At 64.0% G+C, this 22,648-nt stretch carries 17 protein-coding genes and 2 tRNA genes; 12 read left to right on the forward strand and 7 right to left on the reverse strand.

Annotated elements, in window-relative coordinates; translation table 11 throughout:
- Nucleotides 1–73: 73 nt before the first annotated feature.
- Nucleotides 74–3,682, reverse strand: a complete 3,609-nt coding sequence (putA, locus tag LB577_RS25625) for a bifunctional proline dehydrogenase/L-glutamate gamma-semialdehyde dehydrogenase PutA (protein ID WP_224689444.1) — start codon at nucleotides 3,680–3,682, stop codon at nucleotides 74–76.
- A gap of 163 nt (nucleotides 3,683–3,845) precedes the next feature.
- Between putA and LB577_RS25630 the strand changes: the two genes are divergently transcribed.
- A complete protein-coding gene (locus tag LB577_RS25630; RefSeq protein WP_224689445.1) occupies nucleotides 3,846–4,298 on the forward strand; it encodes an Lrp/AsnC family transcriptional regulator in 453 nt (150 codons plus the stop codon).
- A 69-nt stretch (nucleotides 4,299–4,367) separates the two neighbouring features.
- Here the strand turns inward: LB577_RS25630 and LB577_RS25635 are convergent, their stop codons facing one another.
- Together LB577_RS25635 and LB577_RS25640 are read right to left on the reverse strand one after the other, a co-directional pair.
- Complete coding sequence (locus LB577_RS25635; RefSeq protein ID WP_224689446.1) at nucleotides 4,368–5,567, reverse strand: cytochrome-c peroxidase; 1,200 nt, start codon at nucleotides 5,565–5,567, stop codon at nucleotides 4,368–4,370.
- A gap of 7 nt (nucleotides 5,568–5,574) precedes the next feature.
- Nucleotides 5,575–6,024, reverse strand: a complete 450-nt coding sequence (locus tag LB577_RS25640) for a FixH family protein (RefSeq protein WP_224689447.1) — start codon at nucleotides 6,022–6,024, stop codon at nucleotides 5,575–5,577.
- A 149-nt stretch (nucleotides 6,025–6,173) separates the two neighbouring features.
- Here LB577_RS25640 and LB577_RS25645 point away from each other — a divergent pair, with 149 nt between their 5' ends.
- Nucleotides 6,174–7,094, forward strand: a complete 921-nt coding sequence (locus LB577_RS25645; RefSeq protein WP_224689448.1) for a sugar kinase — start codon at nucleotides 6,174–6,176, stop codon at nucleotides 7,092–7,094.
- Nucleotides 7,095–7,106: 12 nt separating this feature from the next.
- On the opposite strand, the gene LB577_RS25650 is transcribed toward LB577_RS25645, so the two are convergent.
- From LB577_RS25650 to LB577_RS25660, 3 genes are all read right to left on the reverse strand, one after another.
- A complete protein-coding gene (locus tag LB577_RS25650) occupies nucleotides 7,107–8,129 on the reverse strand; it encodes an aldose epimerase family protein (RefSeq protein ID WP_023763438.1) in 1,023 nt (340 codons plus the stop codon).
- A 93-nt stretch (nucleotides 8,130–8,222) separates the two neighbouring features.
- A complete protein-coding gene (locus LB577_RS25655) occupies nucleotides 8,223–9,680 on the reverse strand; it encodes an NAD-dependent succinate-semialdehyde dehydrogenase (protein ID WP_224689449.1) in 1,458 nt (485 codons plus the stop codon).
- A 170-nt stretch (nucleotides 9,681–9,850) separates the two neighbouring features.
- Nucleotides 9,851–10,801, reverse strand: coding sequence for an AEC family transporter (locus LB577_RS25660; RefSeq protein ID WP_224689450.1), 951 nt, complete (start codon nucleotides 10,799–10,801; stop codon nucleotides 9,851–9,853).
- 126 nt (nucleotides 10,802–10,927) lie between these two features.
- Here LB577_RS25660 and LB577_RS25665 point away from each other — a divergent pair, with 126 nt between their 5' ends.
- From LB577_RS25665 to LB577_RS25710, 10 genes are all read left to right on the forward strand, one after another.
- Nucleotides 10,928–13,948, forward strand: a complete 3,021-nt coding sequence (locus tag LB577_RS25665; RefSeq protein WP_224689451.1) for a caspase family protein — start codon at nucleotides 10,928–10,930, stop codon at nucleotides 13,946–13,948.
- A gap of 100 nt (nucleotides 13,949–14,048) precedes the next feature.
- Entirely contained in the window at nucleotides 14,049–14,597 is a 549-nt protein-coding gene (locus LB577_RS25670; protein WP_013895026.1) for a histidine phosphatase family protein, read from the forward strand.
- Between the two features lie 206 nt (nucleotides 14,598–14,803).
- A tRNA-OTHER gene (locus tag LB577_RS25675) sits at nucleotides 14,804–14,875 on the forward strand.
- 5 nt (nucleotides 14,876–14,880) lie between these two features.
- Nucleotides 14,881–14,950 (forward strand) — tRNA-Met (locus tag LB577_RS25680).
- Between the two features lie 343 nt (nucleotides 14,951–15,293).
- Entirely contained in the window at nucleotides 15,294–16,436 is a 1,143-nt protein-coding gene (locus LB577_RS25685; protein WP_224689452.1) for a slipin family protein, read from the forward strand.
- A gap of 232 nt (nucleotides 16,437–16,668) precedes the next feature.
- Complete coding sequence (locus LB577_RS25690) at nucleotides 16,669–16,950, forward strand: acyl carrier protein (protein ID WP_010909964.1); 282 nt, start codon at nucleotides 16,669–16,671, stop codon at nucleotides 16,948–16,950.
- Nucleotides 16,951–17,006: 56 nt separating this feature from the next.
- Nucleotides 17,007–18,197, forward strand: coding sequence for a beta-ketoacyl-ACP synthase (locus tag LB577_RS25695; RefSeq protein WP_224689453.1), 1,191 nt, complete (start codon nucleotides 17,007–17,009; stop codon nucleotides 18,195–18,197).
- Nucleotides 18,198–18,240: 43 nt separating this feature from the next.
- Nucleotides 18,241–19,518 carry a beta-ketoacyl-ACP synthase gene (locus LB577_RS25700; protein ID WP_013895023.1) on the forward strand — a complete coding sequence of 426 codons (1,278 nt, stop codon included), beginning with the start codon at nucleotides 18,241–18,243 and terminating at the stop codon, nucleotides 19,516–19,518.
- A gap of 36 nt (nucleotides 19,519–19,554) precedes the next feature.
- A complete protein-coding gene (locus LB577_RS25705) occupies nucleotides 19,555–20,583 on the forward strand; it encodes a zinc-binding dehydrogenase (protein ID WP_224689454.1) in 1,029 nt (342 codons plus the stop codon).
- Between the two features lie 13 nt (nucleotides 20,584–20,596).
- On the forward strand, nucleotides 20,597–21,580 hold the full coding sequence (locus LB577_RS25710) for a lipid A biosynthesis lauroyl acyltransferase (RefSeq protein WP_224689455.1): 984 nt from the start codon (nucleotides 20,597–20,599) through the stop codon (nucleotides 21,578–21,580).
- A gap of 115 nt (nucleotides 21,581–21,695) precedes the next feature.
- On the opposite strand, the gene LB577_RS25715 is transcribed toward LB577_RS25710, so the two are convergent.
- Complete coding sequence (locus LB577_RS25715; protein ID WP_224689456.1) at nucleotides 21,696–22,538, reverse strand: hypothetical protein; 843 nt, start codon at nucleotides 22,536–22,538, stop codon at nucleotides 21,696–21,698.
- Between the last annotated feature and the right edge of the window lie 110 nt (nucleotides 22,539–22,648).

Raw genomic sequence — 22,648 nt, forward strand, 5'->3', positions numbered from 1 at the left:
CTCTTGCCCTTTGCACCGGCCCCAAGCCGATGACAAGGGACCCGAAGCCGATGGCAAGGGAAAAGCCTTCCTCCTAAGCCGCGGCGAGCAGGCTCGCATTGCCGCCCGCCGCCGTCGTGTCGACGCAGACGGCCCGCTCATGCGCATAAACCGCCGGATTGAGCACCTCGCTGACCAGCGGCACGATCGGACCAGCCCTGTCGGCAATGACCTTGCGCACGATACGCGTCGCTTCAGCCGTACCCGAAAAAGCGACGACATCGACGCGCAGCGAGCGCGCCTCGACTGGATCGGGCCGGCCGTCGATCGCGGCCAGCGGCAATCCCTTGCCGGTCAAAGCCGAGAGTGCGGCCGGTGCGCCCGGCGCCACGGCCAGGACCGCATTGCCGGCGGCAAGCGCCTGGATCGTCTGGGCAAGCAGCGTATCGGCGTCGGGACCGAGGCACAGCACGCGTCCGCGCGGCGACAGCGATAGCGTGTTAGCCTCGCCGGTCGGCCCGGGAAGGTCGACTTGGCCGAAGTCGATACCGGCAGCGGCTCCAATGGCGGCCGCGCCCTTGCCGCGCAGATGCTTCCTCAGGATGGCGATGCGATCAGGCCGCGTCGACCAGCCGCCGAGTGTCGGATCGGGCAGGTTGTCGGCCAGTTCGGTCGCCGTCACCTTGTGGCCCTCGCCAACTTCGGTGCCGGCTTCCGGCCCCTTGCGGAAGCGCCGGAGATAGTGCGGTCCGCCGGCCTTCGGCCCGGTGCCCGACAGCCCCTCGCCGCCAAACGGCTGCGAGCCGACGACGGCGCCGATCTGGTTGCGGTTGACGTAGATGTTGCCGGCATGGATGCCGTCGACGAAATGCTGCACGCGGCCTTCTATACGGGTGTGCAGGCCGAACGTTAGGCCATAGCCCTTGCGGTTGATGGCGGCGATCACCGCGTCGATCTCGTCGGCGTCGAAACTGGCGACATGCAGCACCGGGCCGAACACCTCGCGCTCCATGTCCTCGATGCCCTTGACCCGGAAGACATGCGGCGCGACGAAGCGCCCGTCTTTCGGCGCCTCGAGCTTAGCGATCAGGCGGCCCTGCAGGCCCATCGTGGTGCAATAATCGCGGATCGAAGCCTGCGCCTCGTCGTCGATGACCGGGCCAACATCGGTCGAGATCCGCCAGGGATCGCCGATGTTGAGCGCTTCCATCGCGCCCTTCAGCATCTCCAGCATCTTCTTCTCGACGTCCTTCTGCACATAGAGCACGCGCAGCGCCGAGCAGCGCTGGCCGGCACTCTGGAAGGCCGAGGCCAGGATGTCGCGCACCGCCTGCTCGGGCAGCGCGGTGGAATCCACGATCATGGCGTTGAGGCCGCCGGTTTCGGCGATCAGCATGGCGTCGGGCGCGGCGGTCTCGGCCAGCTGTTTCTCGATCAGCTTGGCGACCTCGGTCGAACCGGTGAAGCAGACGCCGGCGATGCGTGGATCAGCAGTCAGCGGCCCGCCGACCGATGGGCCGTCGCCGGGCAGCAACTGGATCACGTCTTCCGGCACGCCGGCCTCGCGCAGCAGTTCGACGGCGCGGAAGGCGATCAGCGGCGTCTGCTCGGCCGGCTTGGCGATCACCGAATTGCCGGTGACCAGCGCTGCCGCGATCTGGCCGGTGAAGATGGCAAGCGGGAAATTCCACGGCGAAATGCAGACGATGGCGCCACGCGCCTGCGTGCCCGGCTCGGCATTGGCCGCCTCGGCCGCGTAGTAGCGCAGGAAGTCCACGGCCTCGCGCACTTCCGCCACACCGTCGGCCAGCGACTTGCCGGCCTCGCGGGCGGCGAGCGCGAAAAACTCGACGGCATTCGCCTCATAGAGATCGGCGGCACGGTTGAGGATGACGGCACGCTCGGCCACGGGCCGCCTGGCCCAGGCCGGCTGCGCCTCGACCGCGATACGCACTGCGGTCGCGACTTGCTTGGCGGCGGCCTCGTGAACCGTACCGACCACTTCGTCAGGCTTCGCCGGATTGACGATCGGGCGCTGCTTGCCGTAGCCGGCGGCGCGCGTGATCGGCTTGGCATGCCAGCGGTCGGAACCGGCAAAGGCCGCCCTGGCCTTGTCGATCGCCGCCAGCGTCACGGTGTCGGTGATGTCGAATCCCCTGGAGTTGCGGCGGCCGGCCCCAAAAATCTGGGATGGCCGGGCAATCGCTGGATTGGCGGCAGGGCCCTGGCTCTCGACGGTTTCCAGCGGATCGCGCGCGATGTCCTCCGGCTCGACGTCCTCGTCGGTCAGTTGGTGCACGAAGGAGGAATTGGCGCCGTTCTCCAGCAGACGACGAACCAGATAGGCAAGCAAATCCGAATGCGCGCCGACCGGCGCATAGATGCGGCAGCGCGTGCGTTCGGACCGGCGCACCGTCTCGTGCAGCGCCTCGCCCATGCCGTGCAGGCGCTGGAACTCGAAGGCGTCGCGGTTGTCGGCCATCGACAGGATGGCGGCGACGGTGTGGGCATTGTGGGTGGCGAATTGCGGATAGATCCGGTCCGTCATGCCAAGCAGTTTTTTCGCGCAGGCGATGTAGGAGACGTCGGTGTTGGCCTTGCGGGTGAAGACGGGATAGCCCGGCAGCCCGAGCGTCTGCGCCCGCTTGATCTCGGTGTCCCAATAGGCGCCCTTGACCAGCCGCACCATGATGTTGCGGTCGTATTTCTTGGCCAGCGCGTAGAGCCAGTCGATGGCAAAGGCCGCACGCGGCCCGTAGGCCTGGACGACGACGCCAAAGCCGTTCCAGCCGGCGAGCTCCGGCTCGGCCAGCACCCGCTCGATGACGTCGAGCGATAGATCGAGGCGGTCGGCCTCCTCTGCGTCGATGTTGAGACCCATACGCGAATGCCGTGCGGCCAGCGCCAGCGACAGCAGCCGCTCGGCCATCACCGGCAGCATCTCTTCCTTCTGCGCCACCTCGTAGCGCGGATGCAGCGCCGACAGCTTGACCGAGATGCCATGGTTCTGCCGGATATCGGGGCCGTTGGAACCGCTGTCGAGCGAGGAAATGGCGTCGGCATAGGCCTTGTGATAGCGCAGCGCGTCGGCCTCGGTGCGGGCCGCCTCGCCCAGCATGTCGAAGGAATAGAGATAGCCCTTCTGCGTCATCGGCCGGCCGCGCTTGACCGCCTCGGCGATAGTGCGGCCGAGCACGAACTGTTCGCCCATTTCGCGCATCGCGGCCGCCACCGCCTTGCGGATGACCGGCTCGCCCAGCCGCCGCACCATCGAGCGTAGCGTGCCTTCGATGCCGCCCTCGCCCTCATCGAGGACGCGGCCGGTCAGCATCAGCGCCCAGGTCGAGGCGTTGACGAAGATGGAGCTCGAACCGCCCGAATGCGACGACCAGTCGTGCGGTGCGATCTTGTCGGCGATGAGATCATCCATCGTCTCGGTGTCCGGCACGCGCAGCAGCGCCTCGGCCAGACACATCAGCGCCACGCCCTCTTTGGTGGAGAGGCCATAGGCGGAGAGAAAGACTTCCATCAGCCGCGGATCGGACGAGCCGCGCACCGCGCGCACCAGATCGGCCGCGCGGGCCGAGATCGCCTTGCGGTCCTTCGCCGAAAGCCCCGTCACCTCGGCCAGCCGCTTCACGGCCTCGTCTTCGTCGGGCAGGTAGTTGGCACGGATCTGCTGGCGGATGGTGTCGAGCGGCATGGCGGTCCTGCGGAGCGAGCATCGGGGAGCGGGCCGGCGGTCACCGGACCGAATGGCGCAAGCTAGCACAGGAGCGGAATTTCAGCCGGTCCAAAGAAATCGACATGGCAGGTCATTTCATCTATCATCGCGGTCAAAATCTAACAAACAGACTGCCATTTTAATGACAGAAGATCAATTGGACCGCATCGACAGGAACATCCTGTCGGCACTGGCAAGCAATGGCCGGCTCTCCATGTCCGAACTGGCGGCAAAGGTCGGTCTGTCCAAAACGCCGGTGCAGGCACGGGTGAAGCGGCTGGAGAAGGACGGCTATATCAGGGGCTACCAGGCGATCATCGACCGCGAGCGCATGGGTGAAGGCCATGTCGCCTTCGTCCAGGTGAAACTGTCCGACACCCGCTCCGCGGCGCTCGACGCCTTCAACCGGTCGGTGCAGGGTGTAGCCGAGATCGAGCAGTGTCATATGATGGCATCGAGCTTCGACTATCTGCTGAAGGTCCGCACGAAGGACATCGCCGCCTATCGCCGCGTTCTCGGAGAGCGCATCTCGGCCCTACCCCATGTCGCCCAGACCTCGACCTTCGTGGCGATGGAAACGGTGAAGGACAGGTAGAGCCCCGGGATTGGCCGAAGCCCCTCCACCTTCGTCATCCACTAGCGCAACCATCTTTCGTCGGCAGCTTTACTCCGACAGCGTCTTCAGGAAAGCCACCAGCGCCGCGCGTTCACGGTCGGACAGCTCCAGCGGGTGAATCTCGGATATCCCCTGCATACTGGGCGCGGCCTTGGCATAGTGCGCCACCACTTCGTCGAGCGACGAGAATTGCCCGGCATGCATGTAGGGCGGTCGCGTTGCAGCGCCGCGCAGCGACGGCGTCTTGTAGGCGCGAACCAGTTGCGGCGCATCCTTGACCATGAAGCGCAGCTCGCCGCAGGCGCCGGCATCGCCGTCGCGATAGGCGCCGAAGCAATTGAACGGATCCGCCTCGACCTGTGTCACCGCGTCGACGCGGCCGCGATCCGGCGGCAGGCCCGTTACGGGCGGCACGCCAGTGTTGTGAAAACCGTTGTCGGTGAAGCGCGGGCCGTCGTGGCAGGTCACGCAATTGGCCTTGCCCATGAACAGTTTTAGCCCGAGGATTTCCTCCCGGGAAAAGACGGCATCGCCCTTCGGCTCTGCGCCGGTGGCAAGGTCCAGTGCAAAGCGGTCGAAGCGCGTCTGTGCCGGCTCGATCGACCGCTCGAATGCGGCGATCGCTTTGCCGATATTGGAAAAGACGCGGTTGATCGCGTCGCGCTGCGTGTCGCTCATCGCGCTCCAGGCGGCCTTTTCGGCATCGGTGCCAAGCGGACTGGCATTCGCCGGAATGCCGGAAAAATCGGGCAAAGGCCCGAAGATGCGCTCATAGCGCTCGCCGAAGCGCGCCTTGATGTAATGGGCGTAGGCGGCGCGGTTTCCCGCTTGCTCCAGCGGGTTTTCAAGTGGTGTCAGCGCTTGCGCCCAAAGACTGTCGCGGCGGCCGTCCCAGAAGAACCAGGGATCGCGCGCCACGCCGGCCAGCGGCATGGTGCGCCGGTTGGTGCGGCCGACACCGACGGCTTGCGGCAGGTCGTCCTGGAACTGGCGGTCGATCTTGTGGCACGTCGAGCAGGAGACCGTGCCGTCACGGCTCATGCCGAGATCGAAGAACAGCGTCGAGCCGAGCGCGGCTGCCGCCGGCACATCGGCAAATCGGTTCGTCGTGTCGGGCTTCAGTGGCGGCAATGTGTTTAGCGCCAGCGAAGCGATCGTCTTCTTCTCCGCGTCGGAAAAATCCGGCTTGCCGTAGCCGGCGAGGACAACGGCCACCATCAGCGCCAGAAAATAAGAAAGGCGCCTCATCGATCGCTCACAGCACCACGTTGAACAGCACCGTGTCGGAACCGGCGGTGGCCGATATGGCGAAATGCAACTGCCACCAGCCGCTCATGGTGAACTTGACCCCTTCGATCCGGTAGCGCCCGTCGCCGAGATAGTCGGTCGCTTGCGGGCTGGTCGGCAGGCCGTGATTGTGCAGCGGCATGCCTCCGGAGATCGCGATCGCGGCCCCTTCCACCGGCGCGCCGGCCTTGGTCTTCAGGGTCAGCAGCCAGGATTCCAGTTCGCCCTGCCGTACGACGCCCCGCTCCGGCGAAAAACTCGCCGTGAACAGCCCGTTGTCGCTGTTCCTCGTGCGCGACACATCCGGGCCGGCGGGCAGCGCCGAGTGCGGCGCGGTCAGGTAGACGACCGCCAGGATGCTGACCAGCAAGGCAGCCAGACCAAGACCCGCCAAGAGATAACGCCATAACGATGCCAAACCGGTTCCTCTTCTGCAGACAACGTTTGCCGGGCGGATCGCATCCCGTCGGCTGTGGGAAAACGCTGTGGCGCAAAAAAGCCTGCTTGCCAAGCATGGCGCTGCCGGTGGCAAAAAGCTACAGCACCGAAATCACTGGAGGATTCTGGATGGCTGGAAACGGTGTCGCTTCGATCGGCGAATGCATGCTCGAACTGTCGGGTCAGACGGGTCCGAACTGGCGCATGGGTTTTGCCGGCGACACATTCAACACGCTGTGGGCGCTGCATGCGCTGAGCGGTGACCGGCCGGCAACCTATGTCTCGGCCTTCGGCGACGATCCCTTCTCGCAAGGTCAGATCGGGTTCTTCGCCGAAAACGGTATCGGCATCGGCTCCAGCCCGGTCATACCCGGCGCACGGCCCGGCCTCTACGCGATCACGCTGACCGGCGCCGAGCGCTCCTTCACCTATTGGCGCAGCGACGCCGCTGCCCGGCAGCTTGCTTCGGACCCCAAAGCCCTTTCAAAAAACCTTGAAAATCAGTCTCTTGTGTACTTTTCCGGAATCACTTTGGCAATTCTGGACGATGCCGCGCGCGCCACATTGCTGGCGGCCATTGCCAAGGCGCGGGCGGCAGGCTCGCTGATCGCCTTCGACCCCAACTATCGGCCACGGCTCTGGCGCCACCGCGAGGACGCGCAGGCTGCGATCGTCGAAGCCCTTGCCGCCACCGACATCGCATTGCCGACCTTCCCCGACGAGCAGATGCTGTTCGGTGACGAAACCCCGCGAGCGACCGCGGACCGTCTCGGCAAATTGGTCGATGAGGTAGTCGTCAAAAACGGCGAGGCGCCGGCGCTGATTGCCGGTAAAGGGACACGGCACGACGTACCGGCGATCCATGTCGCGGCACCTGTCGACACGACCGGAGCCGGCGATTCCTTCAACGGCGGCTATCTTGCGGCGCGCCTTGCCGGCCATGAGCCAGTGGAAGCCGCGCGCCGCGGCCACCGCGTCGCCGCCGCGGTGGTGCAGGTGCGCGGCGCGCTGGCGCCGTTCGGAACACTAAGAGCGGCCTTCGACGGCTGAGGTCTGCTGATCTTAGGGCAGACGGAAACGATATTCCGTCACGTGGTGATAAATAGCGCCTGGCCACAGCGTGGCCTGCGGGAAATACGGCCGGTTCGGCGCATCCGGCCATATCTGCGGCTCGAGGCAGAAGCCGGAAAAGGCCTTGTAGTCCCGCCCTTCCAGGCCCGTGCGCGGCGTCACATACTGGCCGGTATAGAGCTGGACGCCTGGTTCCGTGGTCCAGACTTCCATCTCGACGCCGGAACTCGCCCCTTGCGTCCATGATGCCTGCCGCAGCGGCCCGCGCGTCGCGCCGAGGCAGAAATTCTGGTCATAAGGCAGCTGTTCGCCCTCGGTCTCCATGCGTAGCGGCCGTGCCTGGCGGAAATCGAAGGGCGTGCCGTCGACCGGCTTGACCACGCCGGTTGGAATCATATCGCTGTCGACAGGCAGATAGGCGCCGGCGTTCAGCATCATCCTGTGGTCGAGAACGTCGCCGGCACCGCCATCATCCAGGTTGAAGTAGGAATGCTGGGTGAGATTGCACAATGTCGGCTCCTCGCAGGTCGCCGTCAGCTCGACGCTGAGCGTGCCGGGGATCTTCAGCCGGTAGGTGCAGGTGACATCGAGCGCGCCGGGAAAGCCCATCGCGCCGTCGGGATCATGTAGCGTCAGCGTAACGAAGTCCCTGCCATGCAGCGAAACCGCCCACGAGCGGCGCGCATAACCTTGCGAGCCGCCATGCAGCGTGTGCTTGTCGAGGAAATTCTGCTCGGTCTGGTAGCGGTTGCCGCCGATGGTGAAGCGGCCGTCGCGGATGCGGTTGGCATAGCGGCCGACAACCGCGCCGAAAAAGGCGTTGTCGGCCTCATAGGCTTCCAGGGTGTTGTAGCCGAGCACCAGCGGTGCATCATGCCCGGTCAGCCGCAAATCCTGGATGACGGCGCCGAGTCCGATGATGTTGGCGGTGAGACCGCCACCCCTGATCGTAAAGCGGCGCACCGGTTCGCCCGCCTGCGTCGTACCGAAAACCTCGCCGTCTTTCATCGCCATGCCCGCAAATGCCAAATTGATCCAGAGGGCTTCGGCTGGTTTTCTTAAGCCCAGGTGGGCAGGTCACCGACCCGCCCGTCTCAGAGCAGTCTATCAGAGGCCGAGGCCGCCGATGCAGACATATTTGGTATCGAGGTAATCCTCGATGCCCTGATGCCCGCCTTCCTTGCCGAGGCCGGATTCCTTGACGCCGCCGAACGGCGCTTCCGGCGTCGTGATCAGGCCCTCATTAACGCCGACCATGCCGTATTTCAGCCCTTCCATAACCCGGAAGGCACGGCCGAGATCGCCGGTGTAGAAGTAGCAGGCAAGGCCGAATTCGGTGTCGTTGGCGAGCGCGACGGCCTCTTCCTCGGTCTCGAACTTGAACACGGGTGCTACCGGCCCGAAGATCTCTTCCTTCATGAAGCGCATCTTGGGCGTGGCGTTGGCGATGACGGTCGGCTGGAAGAACGAGCCGCCCAGCGCATGGCGCTTGCCGCCGGCGACGACCTTGCCGCCCTTCGATGTGGCGTCGGCGATCAGTTCCTCGACCTTCTCGACCGCCTTCTCGTCGATCAGCGGGCCCTGCTGCACACCCTCTTCGAGGCCGGAACCGACCTTCAGCCCGTTGCTGGCGGCGGCGAGCTTCTCGACGAACTTGTCGTAGACGCCGGCCTGAACCAGGAAGCGGTTGGTGCAGACGCAGGTCTGGCCGGAGTTGCGGTACTTGGCGGTGATCGCGCCGGCGACCGCACGCTCGATGTCGGCATCATCGAAGACGATGAACGGCGCGTTGCCGCCCAGTTCCATCGACACCTTCTTGACGGTCACCGACGACTTCTGGATGAGAAGCTTGCCGACCTCGGTCGAACCGGTGAAGGTGATCTTCGATACCAGCGGGTTGGCGCAGATCTCGTCGCCGATCTCGCTGGCCGAACCGGTCAGGATGTTGACGACGCCCTTGGGGAAGCCGACTTCCTCGGCCAACGCACCCCAGGCCAGACCCGAATACGGCGTCTGCGAGGCCGGCTTGACGACCGCGGTGCAGCCGGCGGCAAGGGCCGGGCCAAGCTTGCGGGCCAGCATCGAGGACGGGAAATTCCACGGCGTAATGGCGGCAATGACGCCGACCGGTTCCTTGGTCACCAGGATGCGGCGGTCCGCCCACGGCGACGGCACGACGTCGCCATAGGTGCGGCGGCCTTCCTCGGCGAACCACAATATGTAGGCCGCGGCCGAACCGATCTCGCCCTTCGATTCGAACAACGACTTGCCCTGCTCGATGGTCAGCAATTCGGCCAGCACATCCTGGTTATCCATCATCGCGTCATGCAGCTTGCGCAGCAGCTTCGAGCGCTCGAGCGCGGTCGTCTTGCGCCAGCTCTTGAAAGCTTCGCTGGCGGCTTCGATGGCGCGGCGGGTCTCGGCCTTGCCCGACTTCGGCACGGTGCCGATCTTGAGGCCGGTGGCCGGGTTGTTGACGTCGACCGTCTGGCCGCTGTCGGCCTGCACCCATTCGCCGTTGATGAGATTGGCCTGCCGCATGAAATGGCTGGTTTTCTGAAGCATGGTCTATCCTCCGTTCGGCGCACTGACGGGCCGGCCTGTGAATTCTTCGGTGAGCGGGCGCCACGCCTCTGGAAAAGCCGGCACGCCGGAGCCACTGCTCTTTACCTAGGGCAAGGCCCGCAAGCAATCGCAAGATGGCATATAGGGCTTGGGCCAGCGCGAGACGAGAGCTACCCGAAAACGTGCAAGACAACCGTCAGCCAGAAAGCCGTGGTGACAGCGGCGCAGGCCGTGGCGATGGTCATCTGGTTCGACGCCAGCGCCTGGCCGGTGTTGAACTGAACGGCGATGAGATAGGAATTGATGCCGGACGGCAAGGCGGCAACCACGACAGCGACCTTGGCCGTCAACGGCGGCAGCCCGAGCAACCAGACCAAAGCAAGCACCAACGCCGGCATCAGGAACAGCTTCAACACCGAAAGCGCCAGCGCCGGTCGGACATTGCCGGATATGCCGAAGCGGCGCAGGCTGAGCCCCATGGCGAACAGCGCCACCGGCCCTGCCGTGTCGGCCAGCGCATCGACCAGCCGCATGACGAGGTCGGGCAGCGGCACGCCGCTCAGCCGCCATGCCAGCCCCAGGAGAATGCCGATGATCAGCGGGTTGATGAACAACCGCCGCAGGAAACTGCGCAGCACCCGCAGCGGATGCACATGCTCGCCACCGCCGCGGCCGAACATCTCGAACAGCACGATCGATGCCATCATCATCACAGGCAAATGAACGGAAACCAGCAGTGACAGCACTTCGAAGCCGCTCGGGCCGAATATGCCGAGAATGAAGGGAGCACCGAGCAGCACGACATTGGAATAGGCTGATGACACGCCTCCGACGACACCAGCGCGTGCATCGCGCCCGAAAACCCGTGTGGTGACGACATGGCCCGCCGCCCAGGTGATCGCCACGGCGGTGAAGTAGGCGCCCCACAGCGGCCATGGCGCCACGCCGTGGAAATCGGCGTTCACCATCGTCTGGAACAAAAGCAGCGGCATCGCCACCGAGATGGCGAAATCGGCTATCCCCTCGCCGCTCGCCGGTCTGAGATAGCCCGTGAGCCCGGCGAAATAGCCGAGCGCCACGAGGCTAAAGACAAAAAGCACGGTTTCGGTAAGCGGAGACATTTTTCAGGGATAGGCGAGCAAGGCCGGTGGCGCAATCGCGCCCAAATTTGATCACGGTGGACTGACAGCGTTATACACTGACAGCGTTATACAGGGTTGGAGTATCAGGGCGGACGCGGGCGACAAATGGGCTTTGTCGAAATCTCGAAGCGTAATCTTTTTGCGCAGGTGTGGCGGACAGCTTTCGTCGTCGCGCTGTTCTGCCTTGCCGCTACCACGCTTGCACTTGCCGAGACCAAAAGCCTCAAGGGCGTGGCGCTGATCATCGGCCAGTCGCAATACGAACACATCGCCGCCCTCCCCAATCCAGCCAACGATGCCCGCGACATGGCCAAGATGCTGACCGATCTCGGCTTCGACGCCCGCAACGTCAGCGATCGCGATGCCGCCAAACTCAAGCGCGACCTCGAGCGTTTTGCGGAAGATGCCGAGGGTGCCGACGTCGCCCTCATCTATTATTCCGGTCACGGCATCGAGGCCGGCGGCGAGAACTACCTGGTTCCGGTCGATGCGGACGTGTCGTCGCTCGCAGATGCCGACCAGGCGCTGGTGCCGATATCGGCGGTCATGGACGCGTTGAAAAAGACCGTGCCGGTCACGATCGTGCTGCTCGATGCCTGCCGCACCAACCCGTTCCCGGCCAACGCCATGGTCCGGCGGGCGCCGACCGCCTCCGCCGAGCCGATTGGCGCTGGCGGACTGGAGCCGGTGCGTGGCGCCAAGCCGCTCGGCAACGCGCCGGCGGCCGACGCCAGCCTCGGCACGGTGGTCGGCTTCGCTGCCGAACCCGGCCGCCCGGCGCTGGATGGCGCTGCTGGCGAAAACAGCCCCTACGCGGCAGCGCTGCTGCGCCATCTCGCCGCGATGAAGGGCACCGAGTTCGGCTCGGTCATGCGCATGGTGACCGAGGAGGTCTATCTCGACACCAAGGCAAGGCAGCGCCCCTGGGTCAATGAAAGCTTGCGCCGGCTGCTCTATTTCGGCGTGGCGCCGCCGGAACCGACCGGCGACGACGGACTGATCACCGGCGAACGGCGGCAGTTGCTTTTGACCATATCCGACCTGCCCGACCCGAAGCGTACCCAAGTAGAACTGGCCTCGCTGCAGGAAAATGTGCCGCTCGATGCACTCTATGGTGTGCTGAGGGCGCTTGGCACGGAGAAGATCCCCGAGGATCCGACCGACCTGCAGAAAGTGCTCGACGCGCAGGCAGAGCGCCTGAAGAAGATGATGTCCGAGCGCGCCGCGCTGCGCACCGACGATCCGGAGATCAAGCGCCTGGTCGCCTCCGCCGACAAGGCCATCGGCCAGGGCGCGATCGTGACGGCGCGCAAGTTCCTCGACGACGCGGTCGGCCGGGTCGAGCGGACCAGCGATGCGGTCGACGAGGCCGAGGATCTCGTAAAGCAGAAGCGCCTTGCCGACGCTGCGATCTATGCTAGGCGCGCCGACGCCTCGGCACTGGTCTTCGACTACAAATCCGCCGCCGGCGATTACGCCAAGGCGTTTTCGCTGGCGCAGAAATGGGACGACAAGCTGCGCTGGAACTACAAGAACCAGCAAGCGGAAGCGCTCAACGCCTATGGGTACGCCACCGGCGACCTCGATGCGCTGCAGCATTCCATCGAGGCCTATCGCGTCATCCTGAACTTCATCCCCAATGGCGAACAGAATCGCGACTGGGCGATCACTCGCAACAACATGGCGGTGGTGCTGCAGACCATCGGCGAGCGCGAGACCGAGACCGCGCGCCTCGAAGAGGCAGCGCGGATCTTCCGCGATTCGCTTGTGGTGTTCGATCGCGTGAAGGACGATCTCAACTGGGCCGCCGCGCAGAACAATTTGGCCAATGTGCTGCTGAAGATCGGCGAGCGCGAAAGCGACCCGAAGCGGCTGAACGAAGCGGTTGCGGCGATGCGTGCCACACTGGAGAAGCGCCCGCGCGACAAGGTACCGCTCGACTGGGCCTCGTCGCAGAACAATCTCGGCCTCGCGCTCTATGCGCTCTCCGAGCGCGAACCCGCCGGCGAGCATCTCAGCCAGGCGGAAGCAGCCTATCGGCTGGCGCTTGAGGAATACACGCGTCAAAAGACACCCGTGGAATGGGCGATGGTCGAGAACAATCTCGGCAACACGCTTGTGACGCTTGGCATCCAGCTCAACGACAAGGCCAAGATCAACGAGGCAGCGGATGCTTTCCGCGCCGCGCTCGAAGTGCGAACCCGTGAAACCTTCCCGGTCTCGTGGGCCACCAGCCGCCTCAACCTCGGCAATGCGCTGAGCGGCGTCGCCCGCTTCGACATGGGAACCGGCACGCTCGAAGAGGCGGCGGAAGCTTATGACGACGCACTGACGGTATTTACCCGGCAAAGGTTCCCGATGGACTGGGCGTCAGCCCAGAACAATCTCGGCTCGATCTATCAGACGCTTGGCCAGCGCACCCGCGACGCAGCCAAGCTCGAGCAGTCGGCAGCAGCGTTCCAGGCAGCCCGGCAAGTCTATGTCAGGCGGAAATTCCCTCTCGACTGGGCCATGAGCTACTACAATCTCGGCAACACGCTGCAGCTTCTTGGCGGCGTGACGGAAAAACCCGAGCACTACAGCCAGGCGGTCGACGCCTACCGCGATGCGTTGCGCGAGTACAAGCGCGAGACGAACCCTCGGCAGTGGGCGCTGACCCAGGCCGGCATCGGATCGACGCTGCACTGGCTGAGCATGAGCAATGCCGATCCCAAGACCTTGCAGGATTCGATCGCCGCGCGGCGGGCCGCGCTTGAAATTCTCACCATGGAAACGGCACCCGTCGACTGGGCCAATGCCCAGAACGGCATCGGCATGAGCCTGCTCAACCTCGGGAACATCCAGCGCACCGGCAAATATCTCGACGATGCGGAAGCGGCCTTCACGGCGACGCTGAAAGTGTTCACCAGGGAAAGCCAGCCCATGCAATGGGCGTTCGAACAGAACAATCTCGGCGACATCCACTGGAACCGCGCCGGCTATGGCGGCGGCAAACCGGAATATCTCAAGGCGATCGAATTCTTCGAGAACGCCAAGCAGGGCTTTACCGAAGCCGGCTACACCATGCCTATCCCGCTTACCGACCAGAAGATCGACCTGGTGAAGAAGCAGATCGCCAAAAAGTGAGGCGACGGGGGCCACAGGTGCTTTGCTTGTCTTTGTGCCGGCTTTCCGATCCCTATATGCGAATGACCGGCGCGTGATGCCACGCCCCTGGAAGGTTGCGATGATTCGATTTGCCTTGGCGTTGTTTCTGCTCGTCATTCCTTTCACTGCCCACGCCACGGATGCCGGCTGGGCACTGCTGCGTGACGGCGGCCATGTCGTGCTGCTTCGCCATGCCATGGTCACCGGCACCATCGATCCAGCCAATTTCGACATCGACAGCTGCGCCACCCAGGTCAATCTCTCGGCGCGCGGCAAGCAACAGGCGAGCAAGATCGGCGCTTTGTTCGCCGCGCGCGCCGCTCCCATCGAGCGCGTGCTGTCCAGCCGCTATTGCCGCTGCCTCGACACCGCGCGCATCGCCTTCGAGGCCGAACCAGAACCCTTTGCGCCGCTCGACCTGCTGAAGGGCGGCGATGCGCAGAAGGCAGAGCAGGTCGCCGCGATCATGAAGGAAATCCGCGCCTATTCCGGCTCCGACAATCTGGTCATGGTCACCCACCTGGAAGACATCGTGGCGTTGACCGGCATCTCGCCGCGCGAAGGCGAGGCCGTGGTCGTCGAGCCGCAGGGCGACGGCCTGCGGGTGCTCGGCCGCGTCACGTTTTGAGACGGCGGCAGTGTTGCCGAAATACCACTATCCGAAGAAGCCGCGAATTCGCCGCGACAATGCCGCTTGCGACAACCCGTCGCAGGCTCTATAGCCGCGCTCCCGGTCACGAAAACCGAAGCGAGCACAACGGTTGGAGCTTTTGCCTCCGCCCGTGCAGGCGGCTTTGCCGCCCTGTATACGGCGCCGCTTCGGGTGTTGGGATTGCGGGTGTAGCTCAGAGGTTAGAGCGCCGGATTTGGGTCCGGAGGTCGAGGGTTCGAGTCCCTTCATCCACATCACGGATAGCTCAGATTGGTTAGAGCATCAGACTCATAATCTGATTGTCGAAGGTTCGATTCCTTCTCCACTGGCCTGATAAGCCATCTGAAAAACGGTCCGGGGGCTGGAATGCTGAAGACCTGACGGACGGCCGAAGCCTTCGGGCCAAGGCCGTATCGAAAGGTTTGACGCCATCGGCTCGCGGCCAGGCCCGCGGTGACGATCAAGGCGCAGCGTCGCCGGCAAGGGGGCCAAGGCCTCCGGCGCCCGCTTCATTGCCCCCGCGATCCGCTCCCGAAGGCCCGCCGCGGATTGATGCCACCAGTCCCCGGATCATTCGTGCCCGGACCATGACGACGTGAAACGAGAAACGAAGGGAAGATCGACGCATGACGTGACGCCTCGCATGGGGCCATGCCCGACAGGAGTATGACAATGATTGTTCTCGATAAGGTTCTTGGACGCCAGCGCGTCCTCGTAAAGGAAAACGAACGTGCCCTCACCCTCTACAAGGGCGAGATCAAGGCTGTCCTGCTGCCGGGCGAGCATCGGCTCGCCAACCGGGGTGGAAGCCTTGAAGTGTCGCGGCACGATCTGAAGAACCCGGAATTCGTTTCGGCGTACGAGAAGGCGTTGTTCGATAAGCTCCCGGATGTGGCCACGCGTCATTTCACCGTCGTTCGCACCGGTCGCGCGGATGTCGCAATCATCGAGCGTGACGGCAACCTGCATGCCGTTCTGGCGCCGGATCGCAAGCTGGTGCTGTGGACGGATGCCGGTCCGTGGAAGGTGACGCTGGTCGACACCTCGGCCGATCTCGCCATCGATCCGGCGGTGATGCGCCGGCTCGGCCAGGCCCGGAAGGCGGAATTGATGTCCGTCCACCCGGTCCTCGACGGCCAGGCCGGGCTGCTGTTCATCGACGGTGTGCTGGTGCGCACGCTCGCCGCTGGCGTGCATGGCTTCTGGAATGTCGGACGCATGGTGCAGATCAAGGTCGTCGACCTCAAGCGCCAGTCGCTCGATGTCGCCGGGCAGGAAGTGCTGACCAAGGATCGCGTCACGATCCGCGTCAACATCGCCGCCGAATACCGGGTCGTCGATCCGGTCAAGGCGGTGAGCGCTGTGAAGGACTTCTCCGAGGCCCTCTACCGCGCCCTGCAGTACGCCTTCCGCAAGACGCTTGGCTCGCTCACCCTCGACCAGATCCTGGAAAAGAAGGTGACAATCGACGAGGAAGCGGCGGCCAAGGTCCGCGCCGGGATGGCCGAGATCGGGGTCGAGGTCAGCGATATCGCTCTCAAGGATGTTATCCTGCCGGGCGAAATGCGCGAGATCCTCAACCAGGTGGTGTCGGCCGAAAAGCAGGCCGAGGCCAACGTCATCCGCCGCCGCGAGGAGACGAACGCCACGCGTTCCCTGCTCAACACGGCCAAGGTGATGGCGGAGAACCCGGTGATGCTGCGGCTGAAGGAGCTCGAGGCTCTGGAAACCATCGCCGGCAAGGTCGAGCGGCTGACCGTCCACAACGGGACGAGCGGGTTGCTCAACGACCTTGTGAAGCTCCGCGAAGGTTGATGCATGTCGCCCAAAAGTGGGGCCGGCTTTGGGATAACGACATGCATCCAAACAAGGCTGACGCAACGTCAATGGGAAGGGCCGCAGGTTTGACCGGCGGCCCTTCTTGCCTTTCCTGGGCACGCTTCCCATCTGCGCCCGGCTTATCAGGCCTTTTCCTGCCGGGAAAAACCGATTAGACAGCGCCCAAACGAATGCGGACAAGATTCCGCCCGCAAAGAAGGAAGAGCCCTTGTCCACCACGTTCGACAAAGTCGCCAAGATCATTGCCGACACCAGCGAGATCGATATCGACACCATCACGCCCGAGAGCCACACGATCGACGATCTCGGCATCGACAGCCTCGATTTCCTCGACATCGTCTTTGCCATCGACAAGGAATTCGGCATCAAGGTGCCGCTGGAAAAGTGGACCCAGGAAGTCAACGACGGCAAGGCATCGACCGACGACTACTTCGTCATGAAGAACCTGTGCGCCAAGATCGACGCGCTGGTTGCCGCCAAGACCGCCTGAGATCGGGCAAGCGCGCGGCCTTGACGGGCTGCGCCTCCTGACCCACAAAGCCGCTCATGAGCAGCCCCCACGACGTCGTCATCACTGGCATCGGCCTTGTCTCCTCGCTGGGAGAAGGCCCTGACGCACACTGGCAGAAGCTCTCGCAGCCAGGCCTGCAGCCGGTGCTCGAAGCCGCGCGCTTTGCGCCCTACACCGTCCATCCACTGCCCGAGATCGACTGGAACCTGCAGATCGCCAAGCGCGGCGACCAGCGGCAGATGGAAACCTGGCAGCGGCTCGGCACCTATGCCGCGGGACTTGCGCTGGATGACGCCGGCATCAAGGGCAATGACGAACTGTGCACGACCATGGACATGGTGGTGGCCGCCGGCGGCGGCGAGCGCGATGAGGCGGTCGATGCCGCCATTCTGGCCGCTTCGGAAAGCCGAAACGACCGCGATGTGCTGCTCAACGAGAAGCTGACGACGGAATTGCGGCCGACTTTGTTTCTGGCCCAGCTCTCCAATCTGCTCGCCGGCAACATCTCCATCGTCCACAAGGTGACGGGCTCGTCGCGCACCTTCATGGGCGAGGAAGGTGCGGGTGTCTCCGCCGTCGAGACGGCCGCCGCGCGCATCCGCTCGGGCCAGTCGACGCACGTCCTGGTCGGCGGTGCCTTCCAGACCGAACATTCCGACATGCTGCTCGGCTATGAACTTGCCGGCTACCTGCATCGTGGCCCCTGGAAACCCGTCTGGCAAAGACAGGGCATCGAGGGCGGTGGCGTGGTGTCGGGCTCCGGCGGCGCCTTCCTGGTGCTGGAGCAGCGCGAGCACGCGGCAAGCCGTGGGCGCAAGATCTATGCCGAGCTCGGGCCGGTCGTCTCCGGCCGCGCGAGACGTTCGCGCGGGGAACTCGACGCCGAGATCGCAGCACTGCTCAGCCGGGCGGCCTTGCCGAACGGCAAGCTGCTGGCGATGTCCGGCGCCTCTGGCGCGCATGCGGCGACCATCGCCGAGAAAGCGGCCCTCGATGCTGTCGAGGCAATCGCGGCGCGCGGCTTCTCGACGCTGACCGGGCATATGAAGGAAGCGCAGTTTCCGTTCGCCGTGGCGCTGGCGGCACTGGCCGTCGACCGCAAGGCTGGCTACCCTGTCTTCGATGCCACAGCCGAGAAGCCGTTCGAAGGCATTCCCGCAAGCGTCCTTGCAACGGCGATCGGCTATCACCAATTCGAGGGCATGGCGCTGGTCAACGCCGCGTAACGCGGCTCCACGATCCATGCTGCAACGACAAGAGGGCGCCCGAATGGCCAATCTCAGAGATCACATGGGCAGGCCAATCGTCGCCGTCACCGGCATCGGCGTGGTGACCTCGCTTGGCGTCGGCAAATCAGACAACTGGGCGGCATTGACCTCCGGCAAGTCAGGCATCCATCCGATCACCCGCTTTCCCATCGATCAACTGAACACCCGCATCTCCGGCATGGTCGACTTCCTGCCGTCGAGTTCGAAAGGCGCGAGCCCCCTCACCTACGAGTTGGCCGAGCTTGCGGGTATCGAAGCCGTGGCCGAAGCCGGTCTTGATTCCAACGATTTCGGCGGACCGCTCTTCCTTGCCTCCCCGCCGGTCGAACTTGACTGGGCCGAGCGCTTTTCGCTCTACAATTCCGACAAGGACAAGGATGACACCGCCGCCGAACGACTGCTCCGGGTGGCGCGCAGCTTGAAAGAGCTTGATATTTTCGAGACTACCCAGTTCGGTTCGATCGCCGACCGCCTTGCCGACCGCCTTGGCACGCGCGGTCTTCCGATCACACTGTCGACGGCTTGCGCCTCGGGCGCCACAGCCATCCAGCTCGGCGTCGAGGCGATCCGCCGCGGTGAATGCGACCGGGCGCTTTCGATCGGCGCCGACGGCTCGGCGACCGCCGAGGCGCTGATCCGTTTCTCGTTGCTTTCGGCGTTATCTACGCACAACGACATTCCCGAAAAAGCATCGAAGCCTTTCTCCAGGGATCGCGACGGCTTCGTGCTGGCCGAGGGATCCGGAGCACTGGTGTTGGAATCGCTTGAGGCGGCTTTGGCTCGCGGCGCCACCATCCTCGGCATCCTGGGCGGTTGCGGCGAAAAGGCCGACGACTTCCACCGCACCCGCTCGAAACCGGACGCTTCGCCAGCCATTGCCGCGGTTCGCGCCGCGCTGGCCGATGCCGGCCTGGGTGAAGACGAAATCGACTATGTCAACGCCCACGGCACGTCGACACCGGAGAACGACAAGATGGAACATCTGGCGCTGTCGACGGTGTTCGGCGAGCGCATAAGCTCCATGCCGGTCTCATCGAACAAGTCGATGATCGGCCATACATTGTCGGCGGCCGGCGCTGTGGAGGCCGCTTTCTCGCTGATGACGATGCGCGAAAGCGTTATTCCGCCGACCATCAACTACGACAATCCGGACCCCGCGATCGTGCTCGACGTGGTGCCGAACAAGAAGCGCAATGCCGAGGTTCGCAGCGTTTTGTCGAACTCCTTCGGCTTCGGCGGCCAGAACACTTGCCTTGTCATGGCGCGGGAACCGGTCTAAGCGACCTTTTTCAGCCATACAGAACCGACAGGCCTCATGCGCGCACTGCAACTTATCGAGGACCGCCGTCTTGAAACGGTGGACCTGCCGCCCCCGCCGCCACCCGCACTCGGCGAAGTCACGCTGCGCATCAAGGCGGTGGCGCTGAACCATATCGACGTCTGGGGCTGGCGCGGCATGGCCTTCGCCAAGCGCAAGCTGCCGCTGGTCGTCGGCGCCGAAGCCTCCGGCGAGGTCGAGGCGGTCGGTCCTGGTGTTTCCAGCCTGCTGCCCGGCCAATTGGTGTCGATCTACGGGGCACGCACCTGCGGCCTTTGCCGCGCCTGCCGCGAAGGCCGCGACAATCTCTGCGAGCATGTTTCGGGCGTCCACGGTTTTCATCTCGACGGCTTCGCGCAGGAGAAGATCAACCTGCCGGCGCGTCTGCTTGTCCCCGCTCCTCCCGGCGTGACCGATATCGGGGCCGCAGTGGCGCCCGTGACCTTCGGCACCGTCGAGCACATGCTGTTCGACAACGCCAGGCTTCAGCCCGGCGAGACGATCCTGATCCATGCCGGCGGATCCGGCATCGGCTCGGCGGCGATCCAACTGGCCAAGCGCATGGGCTGCACAATCATCACCACGGTCGGCTCCAACGACAAGATCGACAAGGCCAAGGCGCTCGGCGCCGACCATGTCATCAATTACCGTGACGACCGTTTCGAAGGCGTCGTGCGCAAGCTGACCAAGAAGAAGGGCGTCGACGTCGTCTTCGAACATGTCGGCGCCGATACTTTCGCCGGCTCGATGCTGTGCCTGAAGCGTGGTGGCCGCCTGGTGACGTGTGGGTCGACGTCGGGCGTGTCGACACAGATCAATTTGATGCAGCTGTTCCAGCAGCAGCTGAAACTGCTGGGATCCTTCGGCTGCCGCATGGAAAACATGGCCAACGCCATGCAGAAGATGGCGGCGGGCCAAGTCTCGCCGGTCATCGACACCGAGGTCGGCTTCGATGACATCGATGCGGCGCTGAAGCGCATGGAAGGCCGCGACGTCTTCGGCAAGATCATCCTGCGCGTCGTCTAGAGCCTTGATTTCGGTGCTCAAGAAGTTTCGCCGCGATCTCAGGTTTCGCTACGGCAGGCAGCTGCGCCAGGTGAACTACTGGCTGGTTGCGCGCGCCGCGATGATCATCATCTCGATACTGCGCCTGCTGCCGGTCGACGCCGCGCTGAATTTCGCCGACCGCGTCGCGCGCCGCATCGGCCCCTGGGTCGGGCGTCATCAGGTCGCCATCGACAATCTGCGCAAGGCCTACCCGCAAAAGAGCGAAAGCGAGATCCAGGCCATCGCGTCGGACATGTGGGGCAACATGGCACGGCTGGCCGCCGAATACATCTTTCTCGACGCCCTGTTCGACTACGACCCCGCCTCCAGCAACCCCGGCCGCGTCGAGGTCAAGGGAACGGAGCACTTCGTCGAGATAGCCGCCGAAAAGCAGCCGCATATCGTCTTCACCGGCCATCTCGGCAATTTCGAACTGCTGCCGGTGGCTGCCGCGACCTTCGGCATGAACATCACGGCACTGTTTCGCCCGCCCAACAACCCCTACCTTGCCGACTACATCCTCTCGACGCGCCGCTCGACCATGGGTTCCCTGCTGCCATCGATGGCCGGCGCCTCGTTCGCATTGGCGGGCGTCCTGGAGAACGGCGGCAATATCGGCGTCCTTGTCGACCAGAAATTCTCCAACGGCCTGGAGACGACCTTCTTCGGCCGTCCCTGCCAGAGCAATCGTGTGCTGGGCACCCTCGCCCGCCACTACGACTGCGATGTCTATCCGGCGCGCTGCGTCAGGCTGCCGGGCAACCGCTTCCGGCTCGAGATCGAGGACAAGCTGGTCCTGCCGCGCACCGCCAACGGCAGCGTCGACGTTCACGCCACCACCCAGATGCTGAATGATGTGGTCGAGCGCTGGGTGCGCGAGGATCCCGGCCAGTGGATGTGGTTCCACAAAAGGTGGGAGATCAGCAACTGGCGTCGCAAACAGCGCCCGCAGAAAGCACCAGTTGCGGGCGCCTGACTCCTATGACCCTAGGCTCGACCACGCCTTGAGTGGTACAAACCAAAGCCGCGAGAATTGCTCCTCGCGGCTTCTCCGATCGATCTTTATGTCAGGCCTGAAAGGCCCCTCAATGCTACAGCGCCGGCAAAGGCAGGATGAAATTGGGCTTATAGGTGTCCATCGTCGCGCCATTGCGGTCTTCCTCGAGCAGCGTGTTTGAACCGAAGCTCGCACGGAGGCCTATCAGATATTTATGGATGTTCAGATCTGTGCCTTCAATTGATTCGTGATCCAGCTGATAGCGTCCAAACACAGAGAACGGAGTGCCGGAAAACCTATAATTGGCCTGCAACGCCGCGGTAACCGTGTCCAGATGACCGCCAAACCCTGACAATCTCGCGTAGCCAAGCTCGCCATCGAAGCGAAGATTATCCTGGGCGAAATAGCGTACCACGGCGCGACCGCCCCAGTTGTCATAGTGCTCGGATTCGCCATTGGCACGCAGCTGGCCATAGTAGATCTGGCCATAGACGGTCATGTTGCCGAAATAGGCCTGGGCTTCGGGGCCAACCGTGAAGTCATAGATCTTCGGACCGCCAATATCCCCGCCATAGCGTGTGAACGTCGCAAAGCCGCCGAGCGCGTAGCTGCTCGGGTCGCGCCAGTAGCCGTGGATCGCGCCGCCATACCCGTAGATGTTGACGCCCTCGACCCAAAGGGAATCGATGTTCGCATCGGTCTGGATGTTCCAGCGCGCGTCGATCGGAAAGTTGACGCGGCCAGCACCGCCTGCTGTCGTCGCCGAGAAATGCCCGCCATCGGCCGACAGATATAGTCCACCGAGATAGGCCTCGACATAGCCGGAAATATGCGGCTGAGCGAGTTCCTGATCCATCACGATCGGCGTCACCGCATCGGCGGCAAAGGCAGAAGTGGTTGTAACGGCGATCGCCGCCCCAAGAAGAAATCTGTACATCAAAGCCCCTCACAAATTATCTGCAGGGCATCTAACATAACCGGGCTCTTCGCACGGAGACATTCGTCAGGCAGAGGTGACGCAACGGCACCGTTTCCCTGCCAATGCGC

Origin of the sequence: Mesorhizobium sp. B283B1A (genome assembly GCF_020165735.1) — a bacterium.
GTDB classification, from domain to species: domain Bacteria; phylum Pseudomonadota; class Alphaproteobacteria; order Rhizobiales; family Rhizobiaceae; genus Mesorhizobium; species Mesorhizobium opportunistum.